General features: G+C 71.9%; 18 protein-coding genes. 15 read left to right on the top strand and 3 right to left on the bottom strand.

The window, feature by feature from the left end; genetic code table 11:
- Positions 1-12: 12 nt before the first annotated feature.
- From ACWGIH_RS16330 to ACWGIH_RS16320, 3 genes are read left to right on the top strand one after another with little or no spacing between them, the layout of a single operon-like run.
- Positions 13-324 (top strand): hypothetical protein, encoded by a 312-nt coding sequence (locus tag ACWGIH_RS16330; protein ID WP_453451870.1) that lies wholly within the window; start codon positions 13-15, stop codon positions 322-324.
- 7 nt (positions 325-331) lie between these two features.
- Positions 332-1147, top strand: coding sequence for a TlyA family RNA methyltransferase (locus ACWGIH_RS16325; RefSeq protein ID WP_453451869.1), 816 nt, complete (start codon positions 332-334; stop codon positions 1145-1147).
- The gene (locus ACWGIH_RS16320; protein ID WP_453451868.1) at positions 1144-2049 is read left to right on the top strand and encodes an NAD kinase; all 906 of its coding nucleotides are present in this window, start codon (positions 1144-1146) and stop codon (positions 2047-2049) included. The genes ACWGIH_RS16325 and ACWGIH_RS16320 overlap by 4 nt, the downstream gene beginning before the upstream one ends.
- 111 nt (positions 2050-2160) lie before the next feature.
- Here the strand turns inward: ACWGIH_RS16320 and ACWGIH_RS16315 are convergent, their stop codons facing one another.
- Positions 2161-3510 carry an FtsX-like permease family protein gene (locus ACWGIH_RS16315; RefSeq protein WP_453451867.1) on the bottom strand — a complete coding sequence of 450 codons (1350 nt, stop codon included), beginning with the start codon at positions 3508-3510 and terminating at the stop codon, positions 2161-2163.
- 222 nt (positions 3511-3732) lie between these two features.
- Between ACWGIH_RS16315 and recN the strand changes: the two genes are divergently transcribed.
- The 3 genes from recN (at position 3733) to ACWGIH_RS16300 (ending at position 8006) form a co-directional block, all read left to right on the top strand.
- Positions 3733-5460 (top strand): DNA repair protein RecN, encoded by a 1728-nt coding sequence (gene recN / locus ACWGIH_RS16310; RefSeq protein ID WP_453451881.1) that lies wholly within the window; start codon positions 3733-3735, stop codon positions 5458-5460.
- 203 nt (positions 5461-5663) lie between these two features.
- The gene (locus tag ACWGIH_RS16305) at positions 5664-6470 is read left to right on the top strand and encodes a hypothetical protein (protein ID WP_453451866.1); all 807 of its coding nucleotides are present in this window, start codon (positions 5664-5666) and stop codon (positions 6468-6470) included.
- Between the two features lie 390 nt (positions 6471-6860).
- Positions 6861-8006, top strand: coding sequence for a glycosyltransferase family 4 protein (locus ACWGIH_RS16300; protein ID WP_453451865.1), 1146 nt, complete (start codon positions 6861-6863; stop codon positions 8004-8006).
- A gap of 45 nt (positions 8007-8051) precedes the next feature.
- On the opposite strand, the gene ACWGIH_RS16295 is transcribed toward ACWGIH_RS16300, so the two are convergent.
- The gene (locus ACWGIH_RS16295) at positions 8052-9695 is read right to left on the bottom strand and encodes a PucR family transcriptional regulator (protein ID WP_453451864.1); all 1644 of its coding nucleotides are present in this window, start codon (positions 9693-9695) and stop codon (positions 8052-8054) included.
- A 209-nt stretch (positions 9696-9904) separates the two neighbouring features.
- Positions 9905-11716 carry a glycoside hydrolase family 15 protein gene (locus ACWGIH_RS16290; RefSeq protein ID WP_453451863.1) on the bottom strand — a complete coding sequence of 604 codons (1812 nt, stop codon included), beginning with the start codon at positions 11714-11716 and terminating at the stop codon, positions 9905-9907.
- A gap of 409 nt (positions 11717-12125) precedes the next feature.
- Between ACWGIH_RS16290 and ACWGIH_RS16285 the strand changes: the two genes are divergently transcribed.
- The 9 genes from ACWGIH_RS16285 to ACWGIH_RS16245 all read left to right on the top strand — a co-directional run bounded on the left by ACWGIH_RS16285 (position 12126) and on the right by ACWGIH_RS16245 (position 23033).
- Positions 12126-13799 carry a CTP synthase gene (locus ACWGIH_RS16285; RefSeq protein WP_453451862.1) on the top strand — a complete coding sequence of 558 codons (1674 nt, stop codon included), beginning with the start codon at positions 12126-12128 and terminating at the stop codon, positions 13797-13799.
- Between the two features lie 86 nt (positions 13800-13885).
- Positions 13886-14512, top strand: coding sequence for an NUDIX hydrolase (locus ACWGIH_RS16280; RefSeq protein WP_365820718.1), 627 nt, complete (start codon positions 13886-13888; stop codon positions 14510-14512).
- A gap of 171 nt (positions 14513-14683) precedes the next feature.
- Positions 14684-16783, top strand: coding sequence for a tetratricopeptide repeat protein (locus tag ACWGIH_RS16275; RefSeq protein WP_453451861.1), 2100 nt, complete (start codon positions 14684-14686; stop codon positions 16781-16783).
- 144 nt (positions 16784-16927) lie between these two features.
- Positions 16928-18043, top strand: a complete 1116-nt coding sequence (ald, locus tag ACWGIH_RS16270; RefSeq protein ID WP_453451880.1) for an alanine dehydrogenase — start codon at positions 16928-16930, stop codon at positions 18041-18043.
- A gap of 324 nt (positions 18044-18367) precedes the next feature.
- Positions 18368-19570 carry a ParA family protein gene (locus ACWGIH_RS16265; RefSeq protein WP_453451860.1) on the top strand — a complete coding sequence of 401 codons (1203 nt, stop codon included), beginning with the start codon at positions 18368-18370 and terminating at the stop codon, positions 19568-19570.
- A complete protein-coding gene (locus tag ACWGIH_RS16260; RefSeq protein WP_453451859.1) occupies positions 19555-20142 on the top strand; it encodes a hypothetical protein in 588 nt (195 codons plus the stop codon). Before ACWGIH_RS16265 ends, ACWGIH_RS16260 begins: the two co-directional genes overlap by 16 nt.
- 17 nt (positions 20143-20159) lie before the next feature.
- Positions 20160-21137, top strand: coding sequence for a segregation and condensation protein A (locus tag ACWGIH_RS16255; RefSeq protein WP_453451858.1), 978 nt, complete (start codon positions 20160-20162; stop codon positions 21135-21137).
- Positions 21134-21799 carry an SMC-Scp complex subunit ScpB gene (gene scpB, locus ACWGIH_RS16250; RefSeq protein WP_453451857.1) on the top strand — a complete coding sequence of 222 codons (666 nt, stop codon included), beginning with the start codon at positions 21134-21136 and terminating at the stop codon, positions 21797-21799. The genes ACWGIH_RS16255 and scpB overlap by 4 nt, the downstream gene beginning before the upstream one ends.
- A 10-nt stretch (positions 21800-21809) precedes the next feature.
- Complete coding sequence (locus ACWGIH_RS16245; protein WP_453451856.1) at positions 21810-23033, top strand: pseudouridine synthase; 1224 nt, start codon at positions 21810-21812, stop codon at positions 23031-23033.
- The last annotated feature ends 84 nt before the right edge of the window (positions 23034-23117 follow it).

The following is a 23117-nucleotide window of genomic DNA, read 5'->3' as shown; positions in this document are numbered from 1 at the left end:
TAGCGTCGTGGCATGAGCGACTCGTTGCCGGGCCCCGAGCCTGAGCCGGAGACGTACGACCCCGTCGGCCCCGCGCCCCTCGGGGTGGAACGTGCCCCGACCGGTGACGCGGAGGTGGACGGCCTGCTCCGGCGTCTCGGCGATGCGGACCACCTCGCTACGGACGGCCACATCGAGGTGTACGAGGATGTACACCGGGGACTGCGTGACGCGCTGACCGCGCTCGACGCACGCCCCGGGCCGCCGGCGCCCTCGCCCATGGGGACGCCCGCGGCTTCGTCCCCGCACGCACCCCCGTACTCACCCTCGTACAACAGGAGCTGAACAGAACGTGGCAGGAGTGGCACGCCGCCGCCTCGACGCCGAACTGGTCCGGCGCAAGCTGGCGCGCTCGCGCGAGCACGCCAGCCAGCTGATCGCCGCCGGGCGGGTGACCGTCGACAAGAACACCGCGACGAAGCCCGCCACGCAGGTGGAGACCGCCGCGGCCATCGTGGTCGCGAACGACGAAGGCGACCCCGACTACGTCTCGCGCGGCGGCCACAAGCTGGCGGGCGCGTTCGCCGCGTTCGTCCCGCAGGGCCTGGTCGTCGAGGGGCGGCGCGCGCTCGACGCCGGCGCGTCCACCGGCGGTTTCACCGATGTGCTGCTGCGCGCGGGCGCCTCCGGCGTCGTCGCCGTGGATGTCGGATACGGCCAGCTCGCCTGGTCGCTGCAGAGCGACGAGCGGGTCACCGTCAAGGACCGTACGAACGTACGCGAGTTGACGCTGGAGGCCATCGACGGCACCCCCGTCGACCTGGTCGTCGGCGACCTGTCGTTCATCCCGCTCGGTCTGGTGCTGCCCGCGCTCGTGCGCTGCGCCGCCCCGGACGCCGACCTGGTCCTGATGGTCAAGCCGCAGTTCGAGGTCGGCAAGGAGCGCCTGGGCAGCGGCGGTGTGGTGCGCAGCACGGCGCTGCGGGCCGACGCCGTACGCGGTGTGGCGCGCCAGGCGTGGGGGCTCGGGCTCGGTGTGCGTGGCGTGACCGCGAGCCCGCTGCCCGGACCTTCCGGGAATGTCGAGTACTTTCTGTGGCTGCGTGCCGGGGCGCCCGAACTCGACCCGGCGGACGTTGACCGTGCCGTGGCGGAGGGGCCCCGTTGACTCAGACCCGAGCTCGTACTGTTTTTCTGCTCGCGCACACCGGGCGGCCGGCTGCCATCCGCAGTGCCGAACTCGTCGTCCAGGGGCTGCTGCGCAGCGGCATCGGCGTACGCGTCCTGGAAGCGGAGGCGGCCGATCTGCCGCTGCCGTCCGAGGTGGGCACGGTGAAGGAGGCCACGCCGCAGTGCCTCGACGGCTGTGAACTGCTCGTCGTGCTCGGCGGTGACGGCACGCTGCTGCGCGGCGCCGAGTTCGCCCGGGCCTCCGGGGTGCCGATGCTCGGCGTGAACCTGGGCCGGGTCGGCTTCCTCGCCGAGGCCGAGCGCGACGACCTCGACAAGGTCGTCGACCGGGTGGTGACGAAGGCGTACGAGGTCGAGGAGCGGATGACCGTCGACGTCGTCGTGCGCAGCAACGGCGATGTCGTGCACCGCGACTGGGCGCTGAACGAGGCCGCCGTGCAGAAGATGTCGGCCGAGCTGATGCTCGAGGTCGTCCTGGAGATCGACGGGCGTCCGGTCACCGGCTTCGGCTGCGACGGCATCGTGTGCGCGACCCCCACCGGATCCACCGCGTACGCCTTCTCCGCGGGCGGGCCCGTCGTGTGGCCCGAGGTGGAGGCGCTCCTGATGGTGCCGATCAGCGCCCACGCCCTGTTCGCCAAGCCCCTGGTGACCTCGCCGGACTCGGTCCTCGCCGTCGAGGTCCAGCAGCACACGTCGCACGGGGTGCTGTGGTGCGACGGCCGGCGGACCGTGGAGCTGCCGCCGGGCGCGCGGGTCGAGGTGCGCAGGGGTGAGGTGCCGGTGCGGCTCGCCCGGCTGCACCACGCCTCGTTCACCGACCGGCTCGTGGCCAAGTTCGCCCTGCCGGTGTCGGGGTGGCGGGGGGCGCCGCAGTAGCGCTCCGCTGGGGGTGCGGTCATCACCTGCGGGCCCGGTGGGGGCTGGCCGCGCAGTTCCCCGCGCCCCTTCCGGGGCGCTCGTGGAGCTGCCCCGTCTTGGCCCTTCCCGTCACGTCGCGCCGACCACGGAGATTGCTCGTCTCCGCAGGACCGACGCGACCGGCAGCCCCGTCGCCAGCAGAGTGAGCAGCAACGTGCCCGCCGCTACCCCCGTCGGCACGGCCCACGGCAGGTGGGGGAGCGACGAGCCGAAGGCCGTGCTGAGGATCGGGGCCAGCGTGCCGAGCGCGATCGCGGTGCCCAGCAGCAGCGCCGTCCCCGCGACGACCACCGCCTCCCAGGCCGCCATCGCCCGCACCTGAGCTTGCTGACTGCCCACCACCCGCAGCAGGGCGACATCGCGGCGACGCTCGAAGGAGATCATGGCGAGGGTGTTCGCCGCGGCGATCGCGGCGAAGCCCGCGTAGAGCCCGGTGCCCACGTAGTCGAGCCAGACCTCGCCCGTGCTGCCCGCCGAGCCCGTGTGGTGCTGCGCCGTCGTATGCATGCCGATCTTGGTCAGGCCGAAGCCCACGACCAGGACGAGCGGCACGACAGCGGCGGAGAAGCGGCGGGGCTGCGAGCGGATGTTGAGCATGGCGAGGCGCGCGCTGCCGCCGAACCGGCCCACCAGCGCGGAGACCAGCCAGGCCGCGGGCCCGATGATGCGCGGACCGAGCAGACCCGCGCCGACGCAGAAGAGGATCAGGACGAGGAAGGCCCCCTCACCGGCCTCGTCCGCCGGCTGCTTCGACAGGAGCACGGCAAGGGCGCAGGCCCCCACGATCGCGACCACGCCGAGCGGCGCCCGCAGCATGCCGAGGCCCCTTCGCCCGGTCGCCGCCTCGCTCAGGGCGCGGGCCGGGCGCAGCAGCGAGAACCGCAGCGCCGAGAGGAACGCGGCCAGCGTCGTCGTCACCACCGCCACGCCGAGGCACACCGGCAGGGCGACCCAGCCGAACCGGAAGCCGGCCTCGGCGGGGAGCAGCCCGTGCGACACCATGCCCGCGTGCCACCAGCGTGCGACGAAGCCGCCGACGACGAAGCCGACGAGCGCCGCCGGGACCGACGCGGCGAGCGCCTGACCCGCCACCGCCCGGCGGATCTGCCGGGGCCTGGCGCCGATGGACCGCACCAGGGCGAGCTCACGGTGTTGCTGGGTGACTGCCGTGCCCATGGTCGACGCGACCACGAATATCGACATGTAGATCGATCCGATGAGCAGGACCAGGGCCATGTCCCCGACGCCGTTCTCGGTGATCTGTCCGCGGGCCCGCGCGGAGAGTCCGTCCGTACCCGTCGTGCCGAGCATCATCGTCGACGCGCTGACCACCGTCGCCGCGAAGAGCGCGGCCACCGCCGTGCCCACGAAGGCCGGACGATGCGCCCGCAGCGCCGCCTGTGCCAGTCCCGTTCCCATATCGATCATGGTGAGGCCCTGGGTCCCCCACGCACCAGGAGGCTGTCAGGAAGATCGGGGTGGGGTAATCCCCACCCCGGAAAACCCCACCCCCTGCGAGTGACAGCGTCCGTTCGGTCCGCCTTTGCCACCTGCGTCTTCGTGGAAGGAAGGGGGAAGGAGACCAGGGGCCGTCGCACACCTGGCCCATGACCTCGTAAGGTCGTGTCCGTGTTGGAGGAGATGCGGATACGGTCGCTCGGAGTCATCGACGACGCAGTGGTCGAGCTGTCGCCGGGGTTCACCGCGGTGACCGGCGAGACCGGTGCGGGCAAAACGATGGTGGTCACCAGCCTTGGCCTGCTGCTCGGCGGACGTGCCGATGCCGCCTTGGTGCGGATCGGCGCCAAGGCCGCGGTGGTGGAAGGGCGGATCACTGTGCCCGCGGATGCCACGGCTGCCGTGCGCGCCGAGGAAGCGGGGGCCGAACTCGACGACGGGGCGCTGCTTATCAGCCGTACGGTCTCGGCGGAGGGGCGCTCGCGTGCGCACCTCGGCGGCCGTTCGGTCCCGGTGGGCCTGCTGTCCGAGCTCGCCGACGACCTCGTGGCGGTGCACGGTCAGACGGATCAGCAGGGCCTGCTCAAGCCGGCCAGGCAGCGCGGGGCCCTCGACCGGTACGCGGGTGACGCGGTCGCCGTGCCGCTGGCCAAGTACACGGCGGCGTACCGCAGGCTGCGTGCCGTGACGACCGAGGTCGACGAGATCACCACGCGCGCGCGGGAGCGGGCCCAGGAGGCCGACCTGCTGCGTTTCGGCCTCGAAGAGGTCGCGGGCGTCGAGCCGCGTGCGGGCGAGGACACCGAACTGGCCGCCGAGGCCGAGCGGCTCGGCCACGCGGAGGCACTCGCCTCCGCCGCCACGTCCGCGCACGCCGCGCTCGCGGGTGTTCCGGAGGACCCGGAGGGTGTCGACGCCACGACGCTCGTGGCGGGCGCGCACCGGGCGCTCGAAGCGGTGCGGTCGCACGACCCCGCGCTGGCCGCCCTTGCCGAGCGGATCGGCGAGATCGGGATCCTGCTGGGCGATGTGGCGGGAGAGCTCGCGGGTTACGCCGACGACCTCGACGCCGATCCCCTGCGCCTCGCGGCGGTGGAGGAGCGGCGGGCCGCGCTCACCCAGCTGACCCGGAAGTACGGCTCCGACATCGATTCCGTGCTCGCCTGGGCCGAGGAGGGGGCCGCACGGCTCACCGAACTCGAGGGCGACGACGACCGCCTGGAGGAACTCACCGCCGAGCGGGACGCGCTCCGCGGCGAACTCGCGGGACTCGCCCAGGCGTTGACCGACGCACGCCAGGAGGCCGCGTCGCGGTTCGCGGCGGCCGTCACCGCCGAGCTGGCCTCGCTCGCGATGCCGCACGCGCGCGTGACGATCGAGATCACCAGCACGGAGGTGCCGGAGGGCGGGGACGGTGTGCCGGTCGACGGGCGCTTCGTCGCGTACGGCCCCGCGGGCGTGGACGAGGTGGAACTCCTCCTCGCCCCGCACCCGGGGGCCCCGCCGCGGCCGATCGCCAAGGGCGCGTCCGGCGGTGAGCTCTCGCGTGTGATGCTCGCCGTCGAGGTGGTCTTCGCGGGCACGGATCCCGTGCCGACGTATCTCTTCGATGAGGTCGACGCCGGTGTCGGCGGGAAGGCCGCGGTCGAGATCGGCCGCAGGCTCGCCCGCCTCGCCAAGTCCGCGCAGGTCGTGGTCGTGACGCATCTGCCGCAGGTGGCGGCGTTCGCGGACCGGCAGTTGCTTGTCGAGAAGACGAACGACGGGTCCGTGACGCGGTCCGGCGTTCTCGTGCTCGAAGGCGAGGACCGGGTGCGGGAACTGTCCCGGATGCTGGCGGGCCAGGAGGACTCGGAGACCGCGCGGGCGCATGCGGAGGAGTTGCTGGCGACGGCTCGGGGGGACGGGTAGCGGGCTGGGGCCCTTCTCTGACGGGGCGCCTTTCTCTGGCAGGGGCGCCTTCAGCGGGCATGCCTTGGGCACCGTGACTCAGATGCCTCGCCGAGTTCGTCCTCAAGCGCCGGACGGCTGAGATTCCAGTCCCCGGCGCCGTGATCAGCTCGTACGTCGGTGGGTCGGCGGGCGGGCATTTCAGCCCCCGTACCCTGATCCGAATGATCGACAGCAAGCGCGCCCGGCGCCTCCCGGCTCTCCTCACCGCGGCCGCCGTCACCCGCGCCGCCACCACCGCGCTGCGCTCCCGCGCCCCCGGCGGCCCCGAACGCTGGCAGCGGAAGAACTACGCGGGGCGGGCGGTGGAGTTGTACGCCGGGCCGGCCGCCGCCCTGGGTGCGGCGGCCGGAGCCGCCGTGGCGCTGCCCGCCAGGACCCGTGCCGCGGCCGCGCTCGCCGTGCTCGCTGCGGGGGCCTGCGGGGCCTACGACGACGTGGTGGGCGAGGCTGATCCGCGCCGGGGCTTCCGTGCGCACCTGGGCGCGCTGCGGGACGGCGAAGTGACCAGCGGGGCCGTGAAGTTGTTCGGGGTGTCGGCGGCGGGGCTCGCCGCGGGCGCGCTGCTCAAGGAGCGGCCGGTGGACAAGCTCCTCGCGGGCGTCGTGATCGCGGGCGCGGCCCATTTCGTCAACCTCGTGGACGTACGCCCGGGAAGGGCGGCCGGAGCGGTGATCGCGCTGGGGGCGCCGGGGTTGCTGCGCCAGGGCGCCGCCGGAGTCCTCTCGGCCGCCTCCGTGGGAGCCGCGGCGGCCGTGCTGCCGGACGACATCGGGGAGCGAGCCATGATCGGCGACGCGGGAGCACACGCTCTGGGTGCGGCACTCGGCCTCGCCGTCACCACGGGCAACGGCCGCGCCGGGCTCGCGCTGCACGCTGCGGGTGTGGTGGCGGCGGCCGCGTACGGCGAGAAGGTCAGCGCGGTCGCGAGGGCCGTGCCGCCGGTGGGCGGGGGGAGTGCGCCGTCATGAGAGCGCGGGAGTGCGCGCTTGGGGCTTGAGGTCCGGTGTCCATCGCCGCAGACGGGTCTCGGGGCGTTCCGTGGCGTGGGGGAGCGGGGTTCGATGGGCGTGCTGACCTCCTTGGTGCCTTTTTGGGTGCCTCCTTGGGTTCCTCCTTGGCGGGGTCCTGTCAGTGGCGGAGTCTCGGAAGTCTTTCGTTCGGGGTCTGGTCGCTGCGAAGATGCGAGGGCCGTAGGTCGTTCGCGGTGCTGAATCCTCGTTGTCCTCACCCGTGTGGGTGATCCGCGTCAGGGAGTTGCCCGCCCTGACACGGAAGAGACCTTTCGGCGGTGCCGGAACGTCCGTACGGACTGGCATCCTTGGCGCAGCCCCCGACGCCTACCCAGGAGCCCCGGCTACGTGAGCCACGTGAGCAGCCACTCACCGCACGGTCAGACCCCGATGCACACCGTGCAGGTCCTGGGCGGTGGTAGCGCGGGCAGCAGTGCCCACGTCAGGTCGCTCGCCGCGGGCCTCGCGGCGCGGGGCGTGCGGGTCACGGTGTGCGCCCCCACCGAGGCGGCCGACGCCTACGACCTCACGGGCACCGGCGCCCGGCACGTACACGTACCCCGCAGCAGCGACCCCGCGTCCGTCGCCTCCCTCCGCGTGGCCTGCGCCGACGCCGACCTGGTGCACGCGCACGGCCTGCACGCCGCGCTCCGCGCCGCCCTCGCGCTCACCGGCCGCCGTACCCCCCTCGTCGTCACCTGGCACACGCGCGCGCACGCGGACGGCGCGCGCGCCCGCCTCCTGCGCCTCCTGGAGCGACGTGTCGCCAAGGCCGCTGCCGTGGTCCTCGGCACCTCGTCCGACCTCGTCGATCGCGCCCGCAGCAGGGGCGCCCGGGACGCCCGACTCGCTCCCGTCACGTTCCCCGCGCCGCGACCGGTCACCGGGGCGGGGGACGATGCCGAGGACGCCGAGGGACTGCGCCACAAGGCGCTCGCCGAACTCGGCGCCGTCGGAAGGCCGTTGATCGTCACGCTCGGCACGCTCGAACGGCAGCGTGGCTATGACGTCCTCCTGCAGGCCACGCGCGCGTGGCGCCACCTCGACCCCTTGCCGCTCCTCGTCATCGCGGGCGAGGGGCCGGAACGCGGCGCCCTGCAGCGCCGCATCGAGAACGAGGGCCTGCCGGTCCGGCTCGTCGGGCGGCGCGACGACGTACCGGAGATGCTCGCCGCGGCCGACCTCGTGGTGCTGCCCAGCAGCTGGGAGTCCCGCTCCGTGCTCGCCCAGGAGGCCCTGCACGCGCGCGTGCCGCTCGTCGCGACCGCGGTCGGCGGCATCCCCGAACTGGTCGGCGACGCCGCCGTGCTCGTCCCGTACGGCGACGCCGAGGCCCTGGCCACCGCCGTCGCACGCCTCCTCGCCGACCCCGGGCTCAGGGAGCGGCTCAAGGACAAGGGCACGGCACAGGCGGCGACGTGGCCGACCGAGGACGAAACGGTCACCCAAGTCCTCAGCGTCTACGACGAATTGACGCGGCCGTTCGGCCTGTAGACCAGTAGACCTGTAGACCGGTAGGCCTGGCGCGGGGCCGGTCCGCTACGCCACGTGCCTGCGTGCCCGCAGCGCCAGGCTCAGCGCGAGCACCGTCTGCGGGTCGTCCAGGTCCGTGCCGAGGAGCTCACTGATCCGGGCGAGACGGTTGTAGAGCGTCTGACGGTTCAGGTGCAGTTCGCGCGCCGTCTCCGCCTTGCGTCCCGCATGCGCCAGATACGTCTGCAGGGTGGGCAGCAGCGGCGGCTTCGAGCGCAGGTCATGGGCGCGCAGCGGGCCGATCGCACGGTCCACGAACGCCGCGAGCGCCGAGTCGTCGTAGTTGTGCAGGCGCCACAGGAGCAGGTCGATGTCCAGGCGCCGCGCGTCGTACCAGGGGCGGTCGATGAGGCCCTGCGCGGCCGTCGCCGTCTCCGCCGCGTGCCGGAGCCCCGCCGAAGCCGCCGCCCAGCCACCCGCGACCCCGACCACCACGACCGGCGGCAGCGCCCCGGCCCGCTGCATCCCCGCCCGCTCCACGCCCGCCCGCAGCGCGGCGGCGACCCGGTCTGCCACCGCGGTGCGCTCGGACTCCGAGCGCAGCCCCAGAAGCAGCGGGACTCGCCCCTCGACCGGACGTACGCCGAGCAGCACCGGCACCCCCACCGCCGCGAGCTCCTCCGCCACCGCCCGCGCGAGCACCGCCCAGCCACCGCCGGGCGGCAATCCGTCCGCAAGCCGCATCACGACCGGCAGCAGCGGACTCTCGCCGGGCTTGAAGCCGAGCACCCGCGCCTGGGCGGGCGCGTCGTCGGCCAGGATCCGCCCCTCCGCCAGATCGGTCAGGAAGTCGCCCCTGCCCCGCGCGGCGAGCTCCTCCTCCTGGCGCGCCTGCATCAGGACCACCGCGAGCGAGCCCGCGGCCCGCTCCGCCGCGATCCGGTGCACCGGAAGCAGCGCGGACTCCACGGCGAGCAGCACGAGGCGGGCACGCACCGAGCCCGACCCCGGGCCGCCGCCCGGCACGTCGACGAGCAGCGCGCCCGCGGGCGGCCCGGCCCGGTCGACGGTCCGGCCCCGCAGCCCCTCCCACACCTGGAGCGGATCGGCACACTCCGTGCCCGCCCCCGCGGCGTACAGAAGCTGCCCGTCCGGCGACTCCAGGAACACCGGATTACCGCTGAAGTCCGCGAGGACGCGCAGCACTTGAGGCACCCCGCCCCCGCCGAGCAGCGCCTCCGTGCAGCGCCGGTGGACCTCCTCGGCCCGCTGGAGCAGCGCGTAGTGGCCATTGACGATCTCGGTGTGGATCTCTTCGGTGACCGTCACGAAGGGCACCTCCCGGTGCAGCTGCACCAGCGGAAGACCCGCGGCGCGCGCCGTCTCCACGATCGCCGCGGGCAGCCGCGTGAAGCGCGGGCCCAGCTCGACGACCAGGGCCGCGATGCCGCGCTCGGCGAGCTTGCGCACGAAGACGCGCTGCTCGGCGGGGCGCGCACCGAGACCGAGGCCCGTGGTCAGGAGCAGCTCGCCGCCCTTGAGGAGCGAGGCGATGTTCGGCACCTCGCCGGCGTGCACCCACCGCACCGTGCGCTGCAGCCGCTCGGCGCCCGCGACCACCTCGGGCAGCCCGCCGCGAAGACCCGGAAGTTCCAGGGCACGCTGCACGGTGATGCCGCCCTGAGTCCCCTGCGTACCCTGACTTTCCATGGGCGGACGGTACCTGCGCACACGCGCGGGGAACATCTCCGACCGGTCACGGGAATGATCAGGCCCGCTCATACCCCGACAACTCGGCGTCCCGGAAAGCAGATTGCGCGACCCCCTGTCGGCTGTGGCGTCCATCACGCCGCGGCAGGGTGCCGAACGCACGGACGGCGACGGGGGAACCCGTCGCCGTCCGGACCTGAAGGTCCTCGCTAGCCGCCGTACGCCCCGCTGGCCGTCAGCCGCAGTGCCGTGTCGATCAGCGGCACGTGGCTGAACGCCTGCGGGAAGTTGCCGACCTGGCGCTGCAGCCGCGGATCCCACTCCTCGGCGAGCAGACCCAGGTCGTTGCGGAGCGCGAGCAGCTTCTCGAAGAGCTTGCGGGCCTCGTCCACCCGGCCGATCATCGCCAGGTCGTCCGCCATCCAGAACGAACAGGCGAGGAAGGCGCCCTCGTCGCCCTCGAGGCCGTCCACGCCCGCGTCGTCACCGGCGGTGGGGTAGCGCAGGATGAAGCCGTCCGACGTCGAGAGCTCCCGCTGGATCGCCTCGATCGTGCCGATCACACGCTTGTCGTCGGGCGGCAGGAAGCCCATCTGCGGGATGAGGAGCAGCGAGGCGTCCAGCTCCTTCGAGCCGTACGACTGCGTGAACGTGTTCCGCTCCTTGTCGTAGCCCTTCTCGCAGACGTCCCGGTGGATGTCGTCGCGCAGGTCGCGCCACTTCTCCAGGGGGCCGTCCGCGTCACCGGACTCGATGAGCTTGATCGTGCGGTCGACGGCGACCCACACCATCACCTTGGAGTGCACGAAGTGGCGGCGCGGTCCGCGGACCTCCCAGATGCCCTCGTCGGGCTGGTCCCAGTGCGTCTCCAGATACCGGATCAGCTTGAGCTGGAGCAGCGAGGCGTAGTCGCTGCGGGCCAGGCCCGTCATGTGTGCCAGGTGCAGGGCTTCGGTGACCTCGCCGTACACGTCGAGCTGGAGCTGGTGCGCGGCGCCGTTGCCGGCCCGGACCGGCGTCGAGTCCTCGTACCCCGGCAGCCAGTCGAGCTCGGCCTCGCCGAGCTCCCGCTCGCCCGCGATGCCGTACATGATCTGCAGGTTCTCGGGGTCGCCCGCCACCGCGCGGAGCAGCCACTCGCGCCAGGCGCGGGCCTCCTCGCGGTAGCCGGTGCGCAGGAGCGAGGAGAGCGTGATGGCGGCGTCGCGCAGCCAGGTGTAGCGGTAGTCCCAGTTGCGGGAGCCCCCGATGTCCTCCGGCAGCGACGTCGTGGGCGCCGCGACGATGCCGCCCGTGGGGGCGTACGTCAGGGCCTTCAGGGTGATCAGCGAGCGGACCACGGCCTCGCGGTACGGACCGTGGTACGTGCAGTGGTCCACCCACTCCCGCCAGAAGTCCTGCGTCGCCACGAGGGCGTTCTCGGGCTCGGCGGGCGGCGGCGGCTCCTTGTGCGAGGGCTGCCACGAGATGGTGAACGCGACCCGGTCACCGGGCGAGACCGTGAAGTCCGAGTACGTCGTGAGGTCCTTGCCGAAGGTCTCGGCCGACGTGTCGAGCCACACGGAGTCGGGCCCCGCGACGGCCACGGTCCGCTCGTCGACCTTGTGCACCCAGGGCACGACCCGGCCGTACGAGAAACGCATCCGCAGGGCGGAACGCATCGGCACCCGGCCGCTGACGCCCTCGACGATCCGCACCAGCTGCGGGGCGTCCGTGTCGCGCGGCGGCATGAAATCGGTCACGCGGACCGTGCCGCGCGGGGTGTCCCACTCGGATTCCAGGATCAGCGAGTCGCCGCGGTACGTGCGCCGCGCGGCTGTCGGCGGTGGCGCGTCGGGGCTGTGAGCGGGCCCGAGCCGCCAGAATCCGTGCTCCTCCGTGCCGAGCAATCCGGCGAAGATGGCGTGAGAGTCGAAGCGGGGCAGGCACAGCCAGTCGACTGTGCCGTCCCGGCAGACCAGGGCAGCGGTCTGCATGTCTCCGATGAGTGCGTAATCCTCGATGCGCCCGGCCACGTGCATCTCCAGTCAAACGGCCACGTCGCCCTCTCGGGGCGCTCGCTACTACGGTCAAGGGTTCGCTGTGAAACGAACTGCGCGAGCCTCTTGTTCCAAGAACGGTAGGGGGTGATTGCCGTTAGTCGGTCCGGCTCGGCAGCGAGTGTCCGAGCAGGATACGACGCACCCCGGTGATCTGCGCGCCGCTCCCGGCAACCAGCCTGCGCCGAACGGGTGAGCGGCTGGTGAGGGAGGTGTGACGGGGGTGTCCGAGCGTGGCCGGAAGCAGCCTCGTCCGGTCGCTGATACCCTGGTAGCCCGTGAGCCGGTGGTCATCGAACCCCCGAACCGCAGCGACGGCACCTCCTCCACATCCTGGGACGAGGCCGGTACGCACCCTTCGAACCGCGACCACGGGAGCCCCCTCTTGGCCATGCAGACTCGATCCTCTGCGTCATCGACGACCAAGCACATCTTCGTCACCGGGGGTGTCGCCTCTTCCCTCGGCAAGGGTCTGACTGCCTCGAGCCTGGGTGCGCTCCTCAAGGCGCGCGGCCTGCGCGTCACCATGCAGAAGCTCGACCCGTACCTCAACGTCGACCCCGGCACGATGAACCCCTTCCAGCACGGTGAGGTGTTCGTCACGAACGACGGCGCCGAGACCGACCTGGACATCGGCCACTACGAGCGCTTCCTGGACGTCGACCTCGACGGCACGGCCAATGTCACCACCGGCCAGGTCTACTCGCAGGTCATCGCCAAGGAGCGGCGCGGCGAGTACCTCGGCGACACGGTGCAGGTCATCCCGCACATCACGAACGAGATCAAGCACCGCATCCGCCGCATGGCCACCGACGACGTCGACGTCGTCATCACGGAGGTCGGCGGCACGGTGGGCGACATCGAGTCGCTGCCGTTCCTGGAGACCGTCCGCCAGGTCCGCCACGAGGTCGGCCGCGACAACGTCTTCGTCGTGCACATCTCGCTGCTGCCCTACATCGGCCCCTCCGGCGAGCTGAAGACCAAGCCGACCCAGCACTCGGTCGCGGCCCTGCGCAACATCGGTATCCAGCCGGACGCCATCGTGCTGCGCGCCGACCGCGACGTGCCGACCGCCATCAAGCGCAAGATCTCGCTGATGTGCGACGTCGACGAGGACGCGGTCGTGGCCTGCAAGGACGCGCCGTCGATCTACGACATCCCGAAGGTCCTGCACACCGAGGGCCTGGACGCCTACGTGGTCCGCAAGCTGGACCTCCCGTTCCGCGACGTGAACTGGACCCAGTGGGAGGACCTCCTGGACCGGGTGCACAACCCGAACCACGAGGTCACCATCGCGCTGGTCGGCAAGTACATCGACCTGCCCGACGCCTACCTCTCGGTGACCGAGGCGCTGCGCGCCGGCGGCTTCGCCAACCGCGCCCGCGTCAAGGTCAAGTGGGTCACCTCCGACGACTGCAAGACCCCGGCCGGCGCCGCCAAGCAGCTCGGTGACGTCGACGGCATCCTGATCCCCGGCGGGTTCGGCGAGCGCGGCGTCAACGGCAAGGTCAGCGCCATCCAGTACGCCCGCGAGAACAAGGTGCCGCTGCTCGGCATCTGCCTCGGCCTGCAGTGCATCGTCGTCGAGGCCGCCCGCAACCTCGCGGACATCCCCGACGCCAACTCCACGGAGTTCGACGCCGCGACCGCCCACCCGGTCATCTCGACCATGGCGGAGCAGCTGGACATCGTCGCCGGTGAGGGCGACATGGGCGGCACGATGCGCCTGGGCATGTACCCCGCGAAGCTCGCCGAGGGCTCCATCGCCCGCGAGGTGTACGACGGCAAGGAGTACGTCGAGGAGCGCCACCGTCACCGCTACGAGGTGAACAACTCCTACCGCGCCGAGCTCGAGAAGAAGGCCGGCATCCTCTTCTCCGGCACATCCCCGGACGGCAAGCTCGTCGAGTACGTCGAGTACCCCCGCGAGGTCCACCCCTACCTGGTCGCCACGCAGGCGCACCCGGAGCTGCGCTCGCGCCCGACCCGCCCGCACCCGCTCTTCGCGGGCCTGGTGAAGGCGGCAGTCGCACGGCAGGAAGAAGCGCGCCAGACGGGCAAGTAACACAAGAGCGATACGGTTGCCGGGGTACGAGCCTGCAGAGGCGCGTGCCCCGGTTTCTGTTTGCACGTGTGGGAGGACAGGGCGACATGACGATCAAGGACACCGCCGAGGAATGGCAGGTCACGGCGACGAAGACGCCCTTCGTGGGGAACAAGACCTCGGTTCGCACCGACGACGTGGTCATGCCCGACGGGTCCGTCGTCCACCGTGACTACCAGGTGCACCCCGGCTCGGTCGCGGTGCTCGCCCTGGACGACGAGGGCCGCGTCCTGGTCCTGAGCCAGTACCGCCACCCCGTCCGCCACAAGCTGTGGGAGATCCCGGCAGGCCTGCTCGACATCCCCGGCGAGAACCCCCTGCACGCCGCCCAGCGCGAGCTCTACGAAGAGGCGCACGTCAAGGCCGAGGACTGGCGTGTCCTGACCGACGTCTACACCACGCCCGGCGGCTGCGACGAGGCCGTGCGGATCTTCCTGGCCCGCGACCTCTCCGAAGCCGAGGGCGAGCGCTTCGAGGTCTCCGAGGAGGAGGCCGACATGGAGCTGGCACGCGTACCGCTCGAAGAGCTCGTACGCGGTGTGCTCGCCGGTGAGCTGCACAACAACTGCCTGGTCGTGGGCGCCCTTTCGCTGACCGCCGCGCTGAGCGGCGACGGCGTCGACGCGCTGCGTCCCGCCGAGGCGCCCTGGCCCGCGCGCCCCTTCGAGGCCTGAGAAGGTTCCGCTGCCACCCGGCAAAGCCCTCCGGTGTGACGATCTGCTGATCCGATCGGGGGACTTGTGCGTGCCGCTCGCCAGGGGAGACACCAGGGCCTGAACTAGGCTCTGGAAGCGTCCCGACCGGAGTCCCGGCGGGTTCGCGCGCAGGCGGACGGAGCATGACCCGTGACGGATCAGGCGGTCGACACGGACGGTGCGGCGGTGGGTGGCGCGGTGCCGCGGCCCGCTCCGGCCCGGACTCCCGAGGACAGTCAATTCGTCGGCCGGCGCAGAGAGTTGAAAGAGCTGCGCGCCGACATCGACCGCGCCGGGCTCGACACCATCGCGGGCCGCAAGGCACCCCGGGCACGCGTGCTCCTCATCGCGGGCCGTCCCGGATCGGGCCGCTCCGCGCTCGCCGAGGAACTCGCCCGGCAGGTCGCCGACGACTACCCCGACGGGGTGCTGCGCGCCCACCTCACCGAACCCGACGGCACGCGCGTGCCCACGGAACGCACCGCCCGGGAACTCCTCGACGCCCTGGACGTCCCCGCCCCGCCGGGTGCCGACGAGGACGAGCTCGCCGAAGTGCTCCGCGAAGCCCTGTCGGGCCGCAGGGCCCTGCTGCTGCTCGACGGTGCCGCGGACGCCGAACAGGTCGACCCGCTGCTGCCGGACGCCCCCGAGTGCCTGGTCGTCGCCGTGTCGGAGGGCCCGCTCACCGGAATCCCGGACGTGCGGCCCTGCACGCTGGGCGGGCTGGACACCGCCGCGGGGGTCGAACTGCTCTCCCGCGCGGCGGGCCCGGTGCGCATCACCGTTGACCCGCGCTCGGCGGAGAGCCTGGTCGAGGCCTGCGCCGCGCACCCCGCCGCGCTCGTCCTGGCCGGCGGCTGGCTCTCCGGGCGGCCCAAGGCGGCCGTCGCCGACCTGGCCAAGCAGGTGCACGACCGGCCCGAGGACGAGTCCACCGCGGGTGCCCTCGCCCGCATCTTCGAGCTCTCGTACACCTCGCTGCCGGGGGCGGCCGCGCGGATACTGCGCTATCTCTCCCTCGCCCCGGCCGGCTACCTCGACCCGCACACCGCGTCCGCGCTCGCGGGCTGCTCGGTCTCCGCGGCCCGCACGACCCTGGACGACTTCGTGAAGCTCGGCCTGGTCAGGGCCGTGGATTCGCCTCTTCCGCAGTACGAGCTGCCGGCCTGCCTGCTGCCGCTGCTCCGGGCGCGCACCGAGAGCCAGGACCGGCCCGCCGAGGTGCAGCTCGCGCGGGCCAGGATGCTGGAGCGGACCGTACGTCTCCTCCAGTCCTGCCGGGCGGTCACGGAGCCGGACGGCTCGGGCGCCCGCAAAAAGCTCGCCGGACTGCCGCGCGCCCTGCGGTTCCCGAACCCGGCGGCCGCCGCCGAGTGGCTGCGCATCCGGCAGCCCGCCCTGCTCGCCGCGGCCCGCCTCGCGGTCGCCGACGGGGAGCTCGACACCCTCGCACGGCGCCTGATGGCGGCCCTGACGCGGGCCCTGGTCGCCCACCGGGGCACGGAGGACGCGGCTCCGGAGCTGTACGGCGTGCACCGGCTCGTCCTCGATGTCGCCGAGCGGCGGAACCTGCCCCGCGAGAAGGCGGCGGCCCTGCTGAATCTCGCGGATCTGGACGCGCGGACGGGACGGACACACGAGGCACTGGCGCGATATCGGCTCGCCCTGGACGCGGGACGGGAAGCAAATGACCCGTACGCGACCGGTCGCGCGATGGAATCCGTAGGCGGTGCCTACCAGGAGCTGGGGGACTGGTCGCGGGCCTCCGACTGGTTCGGGCGCGCGCTCGCCCATCGCCTCGCGCGGGACGAGCGCACCGACGCCGCCCGCCTGTACGGCCGCATCGCGACCGCGCACACGTACGCGGGCCGTTACGGCGAGGCGCTGCGCAACTGGAGTTCGGCGGTCACCGGCTACCGCAAGGCCGGTGATGTGGCGGGCCAGGCAAGGGCGTTGAGCGAACTGGCGCGGGTGCAGGAGTACGCGGGGCGGCCCGAGGAGTCGCTGCGCACCTGCCAGGAGGCCGTCGACTGGGCGCGGCAGGCCGGTGACGTACGTCTCCAGGCCGCGCTGCAGCTCAGGCTGGCCGACACCCTGGACCGGCTCGGCGACCCGGCGGCCGCCCGGCTGCACCGCAGTGCCGCCGAACGCATGCTGGGAACGGGATCGGAGGAGGTCACCGGGCTTGCATCACAAGCTGGAGCAACACCTTCCGCCTACGAAATCCGTAGCACTTCCGCAGAAGATTGATGCATTGAAAGGCTAGACAGAGAGAAGTCCTTCATTAGACTGGCTCCGCCGCGTACTTCCGTGGTGTCTCCGATGCGCCCTCTTGTGTATCGGTATGCAGTGCTTTGCCCGAAGAATCCCTGAGCCAAGAGGACCGTGATCGACGTGAAGGTCGGCATCCCCCGCGAGGTCAAGAACAACGAGTTCCGGGTGGCCATCACCCCCGCCGGTGTGCATGAGCTGGTGCGCCACGGCCACCAGGTCGTCATCGAGCGGAACGCCGGTGTCGGCTCCTCGATCACGGACGCGGAGTACGTCTCCGCGGGCGCGGTCATCCTGGACACCGCCGACGAGGTCTGGGCCACCGCCGACCTCCTCCTGAAGGTCAAGGAGCCCATCGCCGAGGAGTACCACCGCCTCCGCAAGGACCAGACCCTCTTCACCTACCTGCACCTGGCCGCGTCCAAGGAGTGCACGGACGCGCTCCTGGAGTCCGGCACGACCGCCATCGCGTACGAGACAGTCGAGACCGCGGGCCGCGCCCTCCCGCTGCTCGCCCCGATGTCCGAGGTCGCGGGCCGTCTGGCCCCGCAGGTCGGCGCCTACCACCTGATGGCCGCCAACGGCGGCCGCGGTGTCCTGCCCGGCGGTGTCCCGGGTGTCGCGGCCGGCAAGGCCGTCGTCATCGGCGGTGGCGTCTCCGGTTGGAACGCCGCGCAGATCGCCATCGGCATGGGCTTCCACGTGACCCTGCTCGACAAGGACATCAACAAGCTCAAGGAGGCGGACAAGATCTTCGGCACGAAGATCCAGACCGTCGTCTCCAACGCCTTCGAGCTCGAGAAGGCCTGCCTCGACGCCGACCTCGTCATCGGCGCCGTCCTCATCCCGGGTGCGAAGGCCCCGAAGCTCGTCACCAACGAGCTCGTCTCGCGCATGAAGCCGGGAAGTGTCCTTGTCGACATCGCGATCGACCAGGGTGGCTGCTTCGAGGACTCGCACCCGACGACGCACGCCGAGCCGACCTTCCCGGTCCACAACTCGGTGTTCTACTGCGTCGCCAACATGCCCGGCGCGGTGCCCAACACCTCGACGTACGCGCTGACCAACGCGACGATGCCGTACATCGTCGAGCTGGCGAACCGCGGCTGGGTCGAGGCGCTGCGCCGTGACCACGCGCTCGCCCTGGGTCTCAACACCCATGATGGCCAGGTCGTTTACAAGGAGGTCGCCGAGTCGCACGGCCTCGCGCACGTCGAGCTGGAGACGCTCCTCGGCTGAACCTGACCGCTTTCGTCAACGAAAGTCGTCAATCTCACGCCCACGGCCGGACCTTGAGAGGGGTCCGGCCGTATGCGTATGTCCGTGGACATGGTCAACTCGCCTTGAACGTAACCCTTTAACCGATTCGCACACCCCGGAATCGCGCCGAAGACACGCCGCACACCCTTGACATGGGGGCGTTCGATTGCCGACACATCGGGCCGGGTCCGGCGGATTGTGTTGCTGCGGACCGGTGACACGCCATAGAGTCGCCAACCGTCGGCATGGTGCCACGCTGACCTATCGAGAAATTTCCTGGTCACCAAGGAGGTAAGACGACTTGTGAATGAGTCGACATTTGCTCCCGGGGGTGGTCAACCAGGAACCTCTGAGCGGGGCCAAGGACCCGTGGGGCTCGAGGCTGTCGGCTCCGTCGCTGTCCGCACCTTCGCAGCCCGCCAGAACCCCCAGCAGGCACAGCCGACTGGAGCGACCCAGTCGACACCGTCTGCACCCCAGAGCATGGATGGCCATCACGTGAACGCCATGGCCGGCGACCGGAGTGGCGAGAACACCACCCACACCCAACTCGCCGACTACGAGGAACTGCCCCAGGGGCACTTCTACGACCCTGACGCCGAGTACGAGCCCGATCCCGAGTACGCGGCCACGCTGGCCCCGGACGCGGCCCGTCAGCGCCGTGAGCGCATCGGTCCCACCGGACGCCCGCTGCCGTACTTCCCGATCCCGGGTCCGCTGACCGATCACGGTCCCGCGAAGATCATCGCGATGTGCAACCAGAAGGGCGGCGTGGGCAAGACCACGTCGACCATCAACCTGGGTGCCGCGCTCGCGGAGTACGGACGCCGGGTCCTGCTGGTCGACTTCGACCCGCAGGGCGCCCTCTCGGTGGGCCTCGGGGTGAACCCGATGGAGCTGGACCTGACGGTCTACAACCTGCTCATGGAGCGGGGCATGTCGGCCGACGAGGTGCTGCTGAAGACGGCGGTCCCGAACATGGACCTGCTGCCCAGCAACATCGACCTGTCCGCCGCCGAGGTGCAGTTGGTGAGCGAGGTCGCGCGCGAGTCCACGCTGCAGCGGGCGTTGAAGCCGCTGATGCAGGACTACGACTACATCGTGATCGACTGTCAGCCCTCGCTCGGTCTGCTCACCGTGAACGCCCTGACGGCGGCTCACAAGGTGATCGTGCCGCTCGAGTGCGAGTTCTTCGCGCTGCGCGGTGTGGCCCTGCTGACGGAGACCATCGAGAAGGTCCAGGAGCGGCTCAACCCCGACCTGGAGCTCGACGGCATCCTGGCCACCATGTACGACTCCCGCACGGTGCACAGCCGTGAGGTGCTCGCGCGGGTGGTCGAGGCCTTCGACGATCACGTGTACCACACGGTGATCGGACGCACGGTCCGCTTCCCGGAGACCACGGTCGCCGGTGAGCCGATCACGACGTACGCATCGAACTCGGTCGGCGCGGCCGCTTATCGCCAGCTCGCCAGGGAGGTGCTCGCCCGGTGTCACGCCGAGTGAGTCTGCCGGGGGCCGACGAACTGTTCCGTACGACCGGGGGGATGGCGCTGCAGTCGTCGTCCCCGCGCCGCCAGGCGAACGGCGAGGCACGGGTGCCGGCGCCGGCCGGCGAGAGCGACGAGACCGCTGCCGGTGACGCGCTCGGCAGCGGCGCGGAGGGAGACGGCGGCGACGCCGCCGAACACGGCGCCGCCGACGCGGAGTCGGGAGAATCCCGCAGCCGGTCGGCCCCCGCCGAGGGCCGTACCGCCCAGGGGCAGGGCCAGGAAGGCGCCGCCGCGTCGGGTGGCGGCCGGTCCGCGAACTCCTCCTCCACGGCACAGGCGCGGCGGCGCGCACGGGCGGCCAACCGGCGGCCCAGCGGGCGCGAGCGGCACGACGAGAAGATCACCGTGTACGTGTCCGCCGAGGAGCTGATGGACCTGGAGCACGCGCGTCTCGTGCTGCGGGGCGAGCACGGGCTCGCGGTCGACCGCGGGCGCATCGTCCGCGAGGCGGTGGCCGTGGTCCTCGCGGATCTGGAGTCGCGCGGGGACGCGAGCATTCTCGTACGACGGTTGCGCGGGCGGTAGCGGTAGCGTTCCCGCCGATGCCCCTGAACGACGATTCCGCACCGGCCGCGCGTCGGCGTGCCCTGGGGCGTGGGCCCGGCGCGCCTCCCGCGGAGCCCGCGCCGGAGCCGGATCCGATTCCCGTGCCGGAGCCGGAGCCTGAGCCTGAGCCGGAGGCGGCCCCCGAGCCGGAGCCCGAGCCCGACGACGGGCGGTTCAAGGTCCGTCTCGCCAACTTCGAGGGCCCCTTCGACCTGCTGCTCCAGCTCATCTCGAAGCACAAGATGGACGTCACCGAAGTGGCGCTGTCCACGGTGACCGACGAGTTCATGGCGCACATCCGTGCCATGGGACCCGACTGGGACCTGGATCAGACCACCGAGTTCCTCGTGGTCGCCGCCACTTTGCTCGACCTCAAGGCGGCCAGGCTGCTGCCCTCCGCCGAGGTCGAGGACGAGGCGGATCTCGCGCTGCTCGAAGCGCGGGACCTGCTCTTCGCGCGGCTGCTCCAGTACCGCGCGTACAAGCGGATCGCCGACATCTTCAGCGAGCGGCTCGAGGAGGAGGCGCGGCGCTATCCGCGTACCGTCGGGCTCGAGGCCCACCACGCGGATCTGCTGCCCGAGGTCGTCATCAGCATCGGCGCGGAGGGGTTCGCCCGGCTGGCCGTGAAGGCGATGCAGCCCCGTGCGAAGCCGCAGGTGTACGTCGACCACATCCATGCCCCGCTCGTGTCCGTGCAGGAGCAGGCCGGGGTGGTCGTGGCCCGGCTCCGGGAGCGGGGCGAGCTCAGCTTCCAGGTCCTCGTGGAGGACGCGGGGGACACCCTCACCGTCGTCGCCCGCTTCCTCGCGCTCCTTGAGCTGTACCGCGAGAAGGCCGTGGAACTGGACCAGGAGGCCGCCCTGGGCGAGCTGCTGGTGCGGTGGACCGGCGGGGACGGCGACGGACAGCCGACGGTGACCGACGAGTTCGACCGCGCCCCGGAGCCGGTGAGTGAGGAGAAGGCCACATGAGCCCCACGAGCGCGGAGAGCCCCGCGGGCGACCTGGCGGGCGCCGTCGCCGATCTGGAGCTGCGGCCCGCCCTGGAGGCCGTCCTCATGGTCGTCGACGAACCCGCCACCGAGGAGCACCTCGCCAAGATCCTCGACCGGCCCCGGCGGCAGATCGCCGACGCCGTGCGGGAGCTGGCCGACGAGTACACCGTGCAGCGCAGGGGCTTCGAGCTGCGGCTCGTGGCGGGCGGCTGGCGGTTCTACACCCGGCCCGAGTACGCCGCCGCCGTGGAGCGCTTCGTGCTCGACGGGCAGCAGGCACGGCTCACCCAGGCGGCCCTGGAGACCCTCGCGGTCGTCGCGTACCGCCAGCCGGTCAGCCGTTCCAGGGTCTCCGCGGTGCGCGGAGTGAACTGTGACGGCGTGATGCGGACGCTCCTCCAGAGGGGTCTGGTGGAGGAGGCGGGCGCGGAACCCGAAACAGGTGCGATCCTGTACAGGACGACGAACTACTTTCTGGAGCGGATGGGCCTGCGCGGCCTGGACGAGCTCCCGGAGCTCGCGCCCTTCCTCCCCGAGGCGGAGGCGATCGAGGCCGAGACGCTGGAAGGCGTTCCGTCGTTCGATCCGGACGCACCCGATGCGCCGGGTGACGAGTACACCGAGAGCACAGACGACTAACGGAAATTTGATGCGAAGCAGCAACGGCAGGAACAGCAGCGGAAACAACGGCGGGAGCCGTGGTGGCAACAGCGGCAGCCGTGGCAGCAGCGGTGGGCGCCCCAGCAGCGGTGGCCGACCGAGCAGTGGTGGCCGCCCGAGCGGTGGCGGCCGCGGCAACAGCGGTGGCGGCCGCGACTACCGGGGCTCCGGCAACAGCCCCGACCGGCAGGGTCGCGGCGCCGGTGGCGCGCGTGACGACCAGCCGCCGAAGCGCGAGAGCAAGCCCCGTCCCGAGGAGCGTCGCTACGACGTAGGCGGCGACGCCTCCCGCAAGGGCCGTGGCGCTGCCGCGCGCGGTGGCGCCAAGGGCGGCCCCAGGGCGCCTCAGAGCTCGGACCGGGGCACGCGGCGCGGCGCGGGAGCACCCGCGACGTCCCGTGAGTACGACGCGCGGCAGGAAGAGCGCAACCGCGAGCGTTACGCGGGCAAGCCCAAGGTCAGCCCGCCCAAGACGTTCCCCGGCGCCGAGCAGGAGGGCGAGCGGCTGCAGAAGGTCCTCGCCCGTGCGGGCTACGGCTCGCGCCGTGCCTGCGAGGAGCTGGTCGAGCAGGCCCGCGTCGAGGTCAACGGCGAAATCGTCCTCGAGCAGGGCCTGCGGGTCCAGCCCGAGCGGGACGAGATCAAGGTCGACGGCCTGACGGTGGCGACGCAGTCGTACCAGTTCTTCGCGCTGAACAAGCCCGCCGGTGTCGTCTCCACCATGGAGGACACCGAGGGGCGGCAGTGCCTCGGGGACTACACGAACAACCGCGAGGCGCGGCTGTTCCACGTGGGGCGGCTCGACACCGAGACCGAGGGTGTCATCCTGCTCACCAACCACGGTGAGCTGGCGCACCGCCTCACGCACCCGAAGTACGGCGTGAAGAAGGTCTATCTCGCGCACATCGTCGGCCCGATCCCGCGTGACCTGGGCAAGCAGCTCAAGGACGGCATCCAGCTCGAGGACGGGTACGCCCGCGCGGACCACTTCCGCGTCGTCGAGCAGACCGGCAAGAACTACCTGGTCGAGGTGACGCTGCACGAGGGCCGCAAGCACATCGTGCGCCGCATGCTCGCGGAGGCCGGCTTCCCGGTCGACAAGCTGGTGCGGACGTCCTTCGGGCCGATCGCGCTCGGCGACCAGAAGTCGGGTTGGCTGCGCAGGCTCTCGAACACCGAGGTCGGCATGCTGATGCAGGAAGTCGACCTCTAGGCCCCACCGAAGTCGCACCGGGCGGCCGGTCCTCGCATACGCGGGGGCCGGCCGCCTTTGTGTCTTGCGGGGCCGACACCCCTC

This window comes from Streptomyces sp. NPDC054872 (assembly GCF_053610705.1).
The sequence above is the reverse complement of the archived record's forward strand: the minus strand, read 5'-3'. Positions and strand labels throughout refer to the sequence as shown.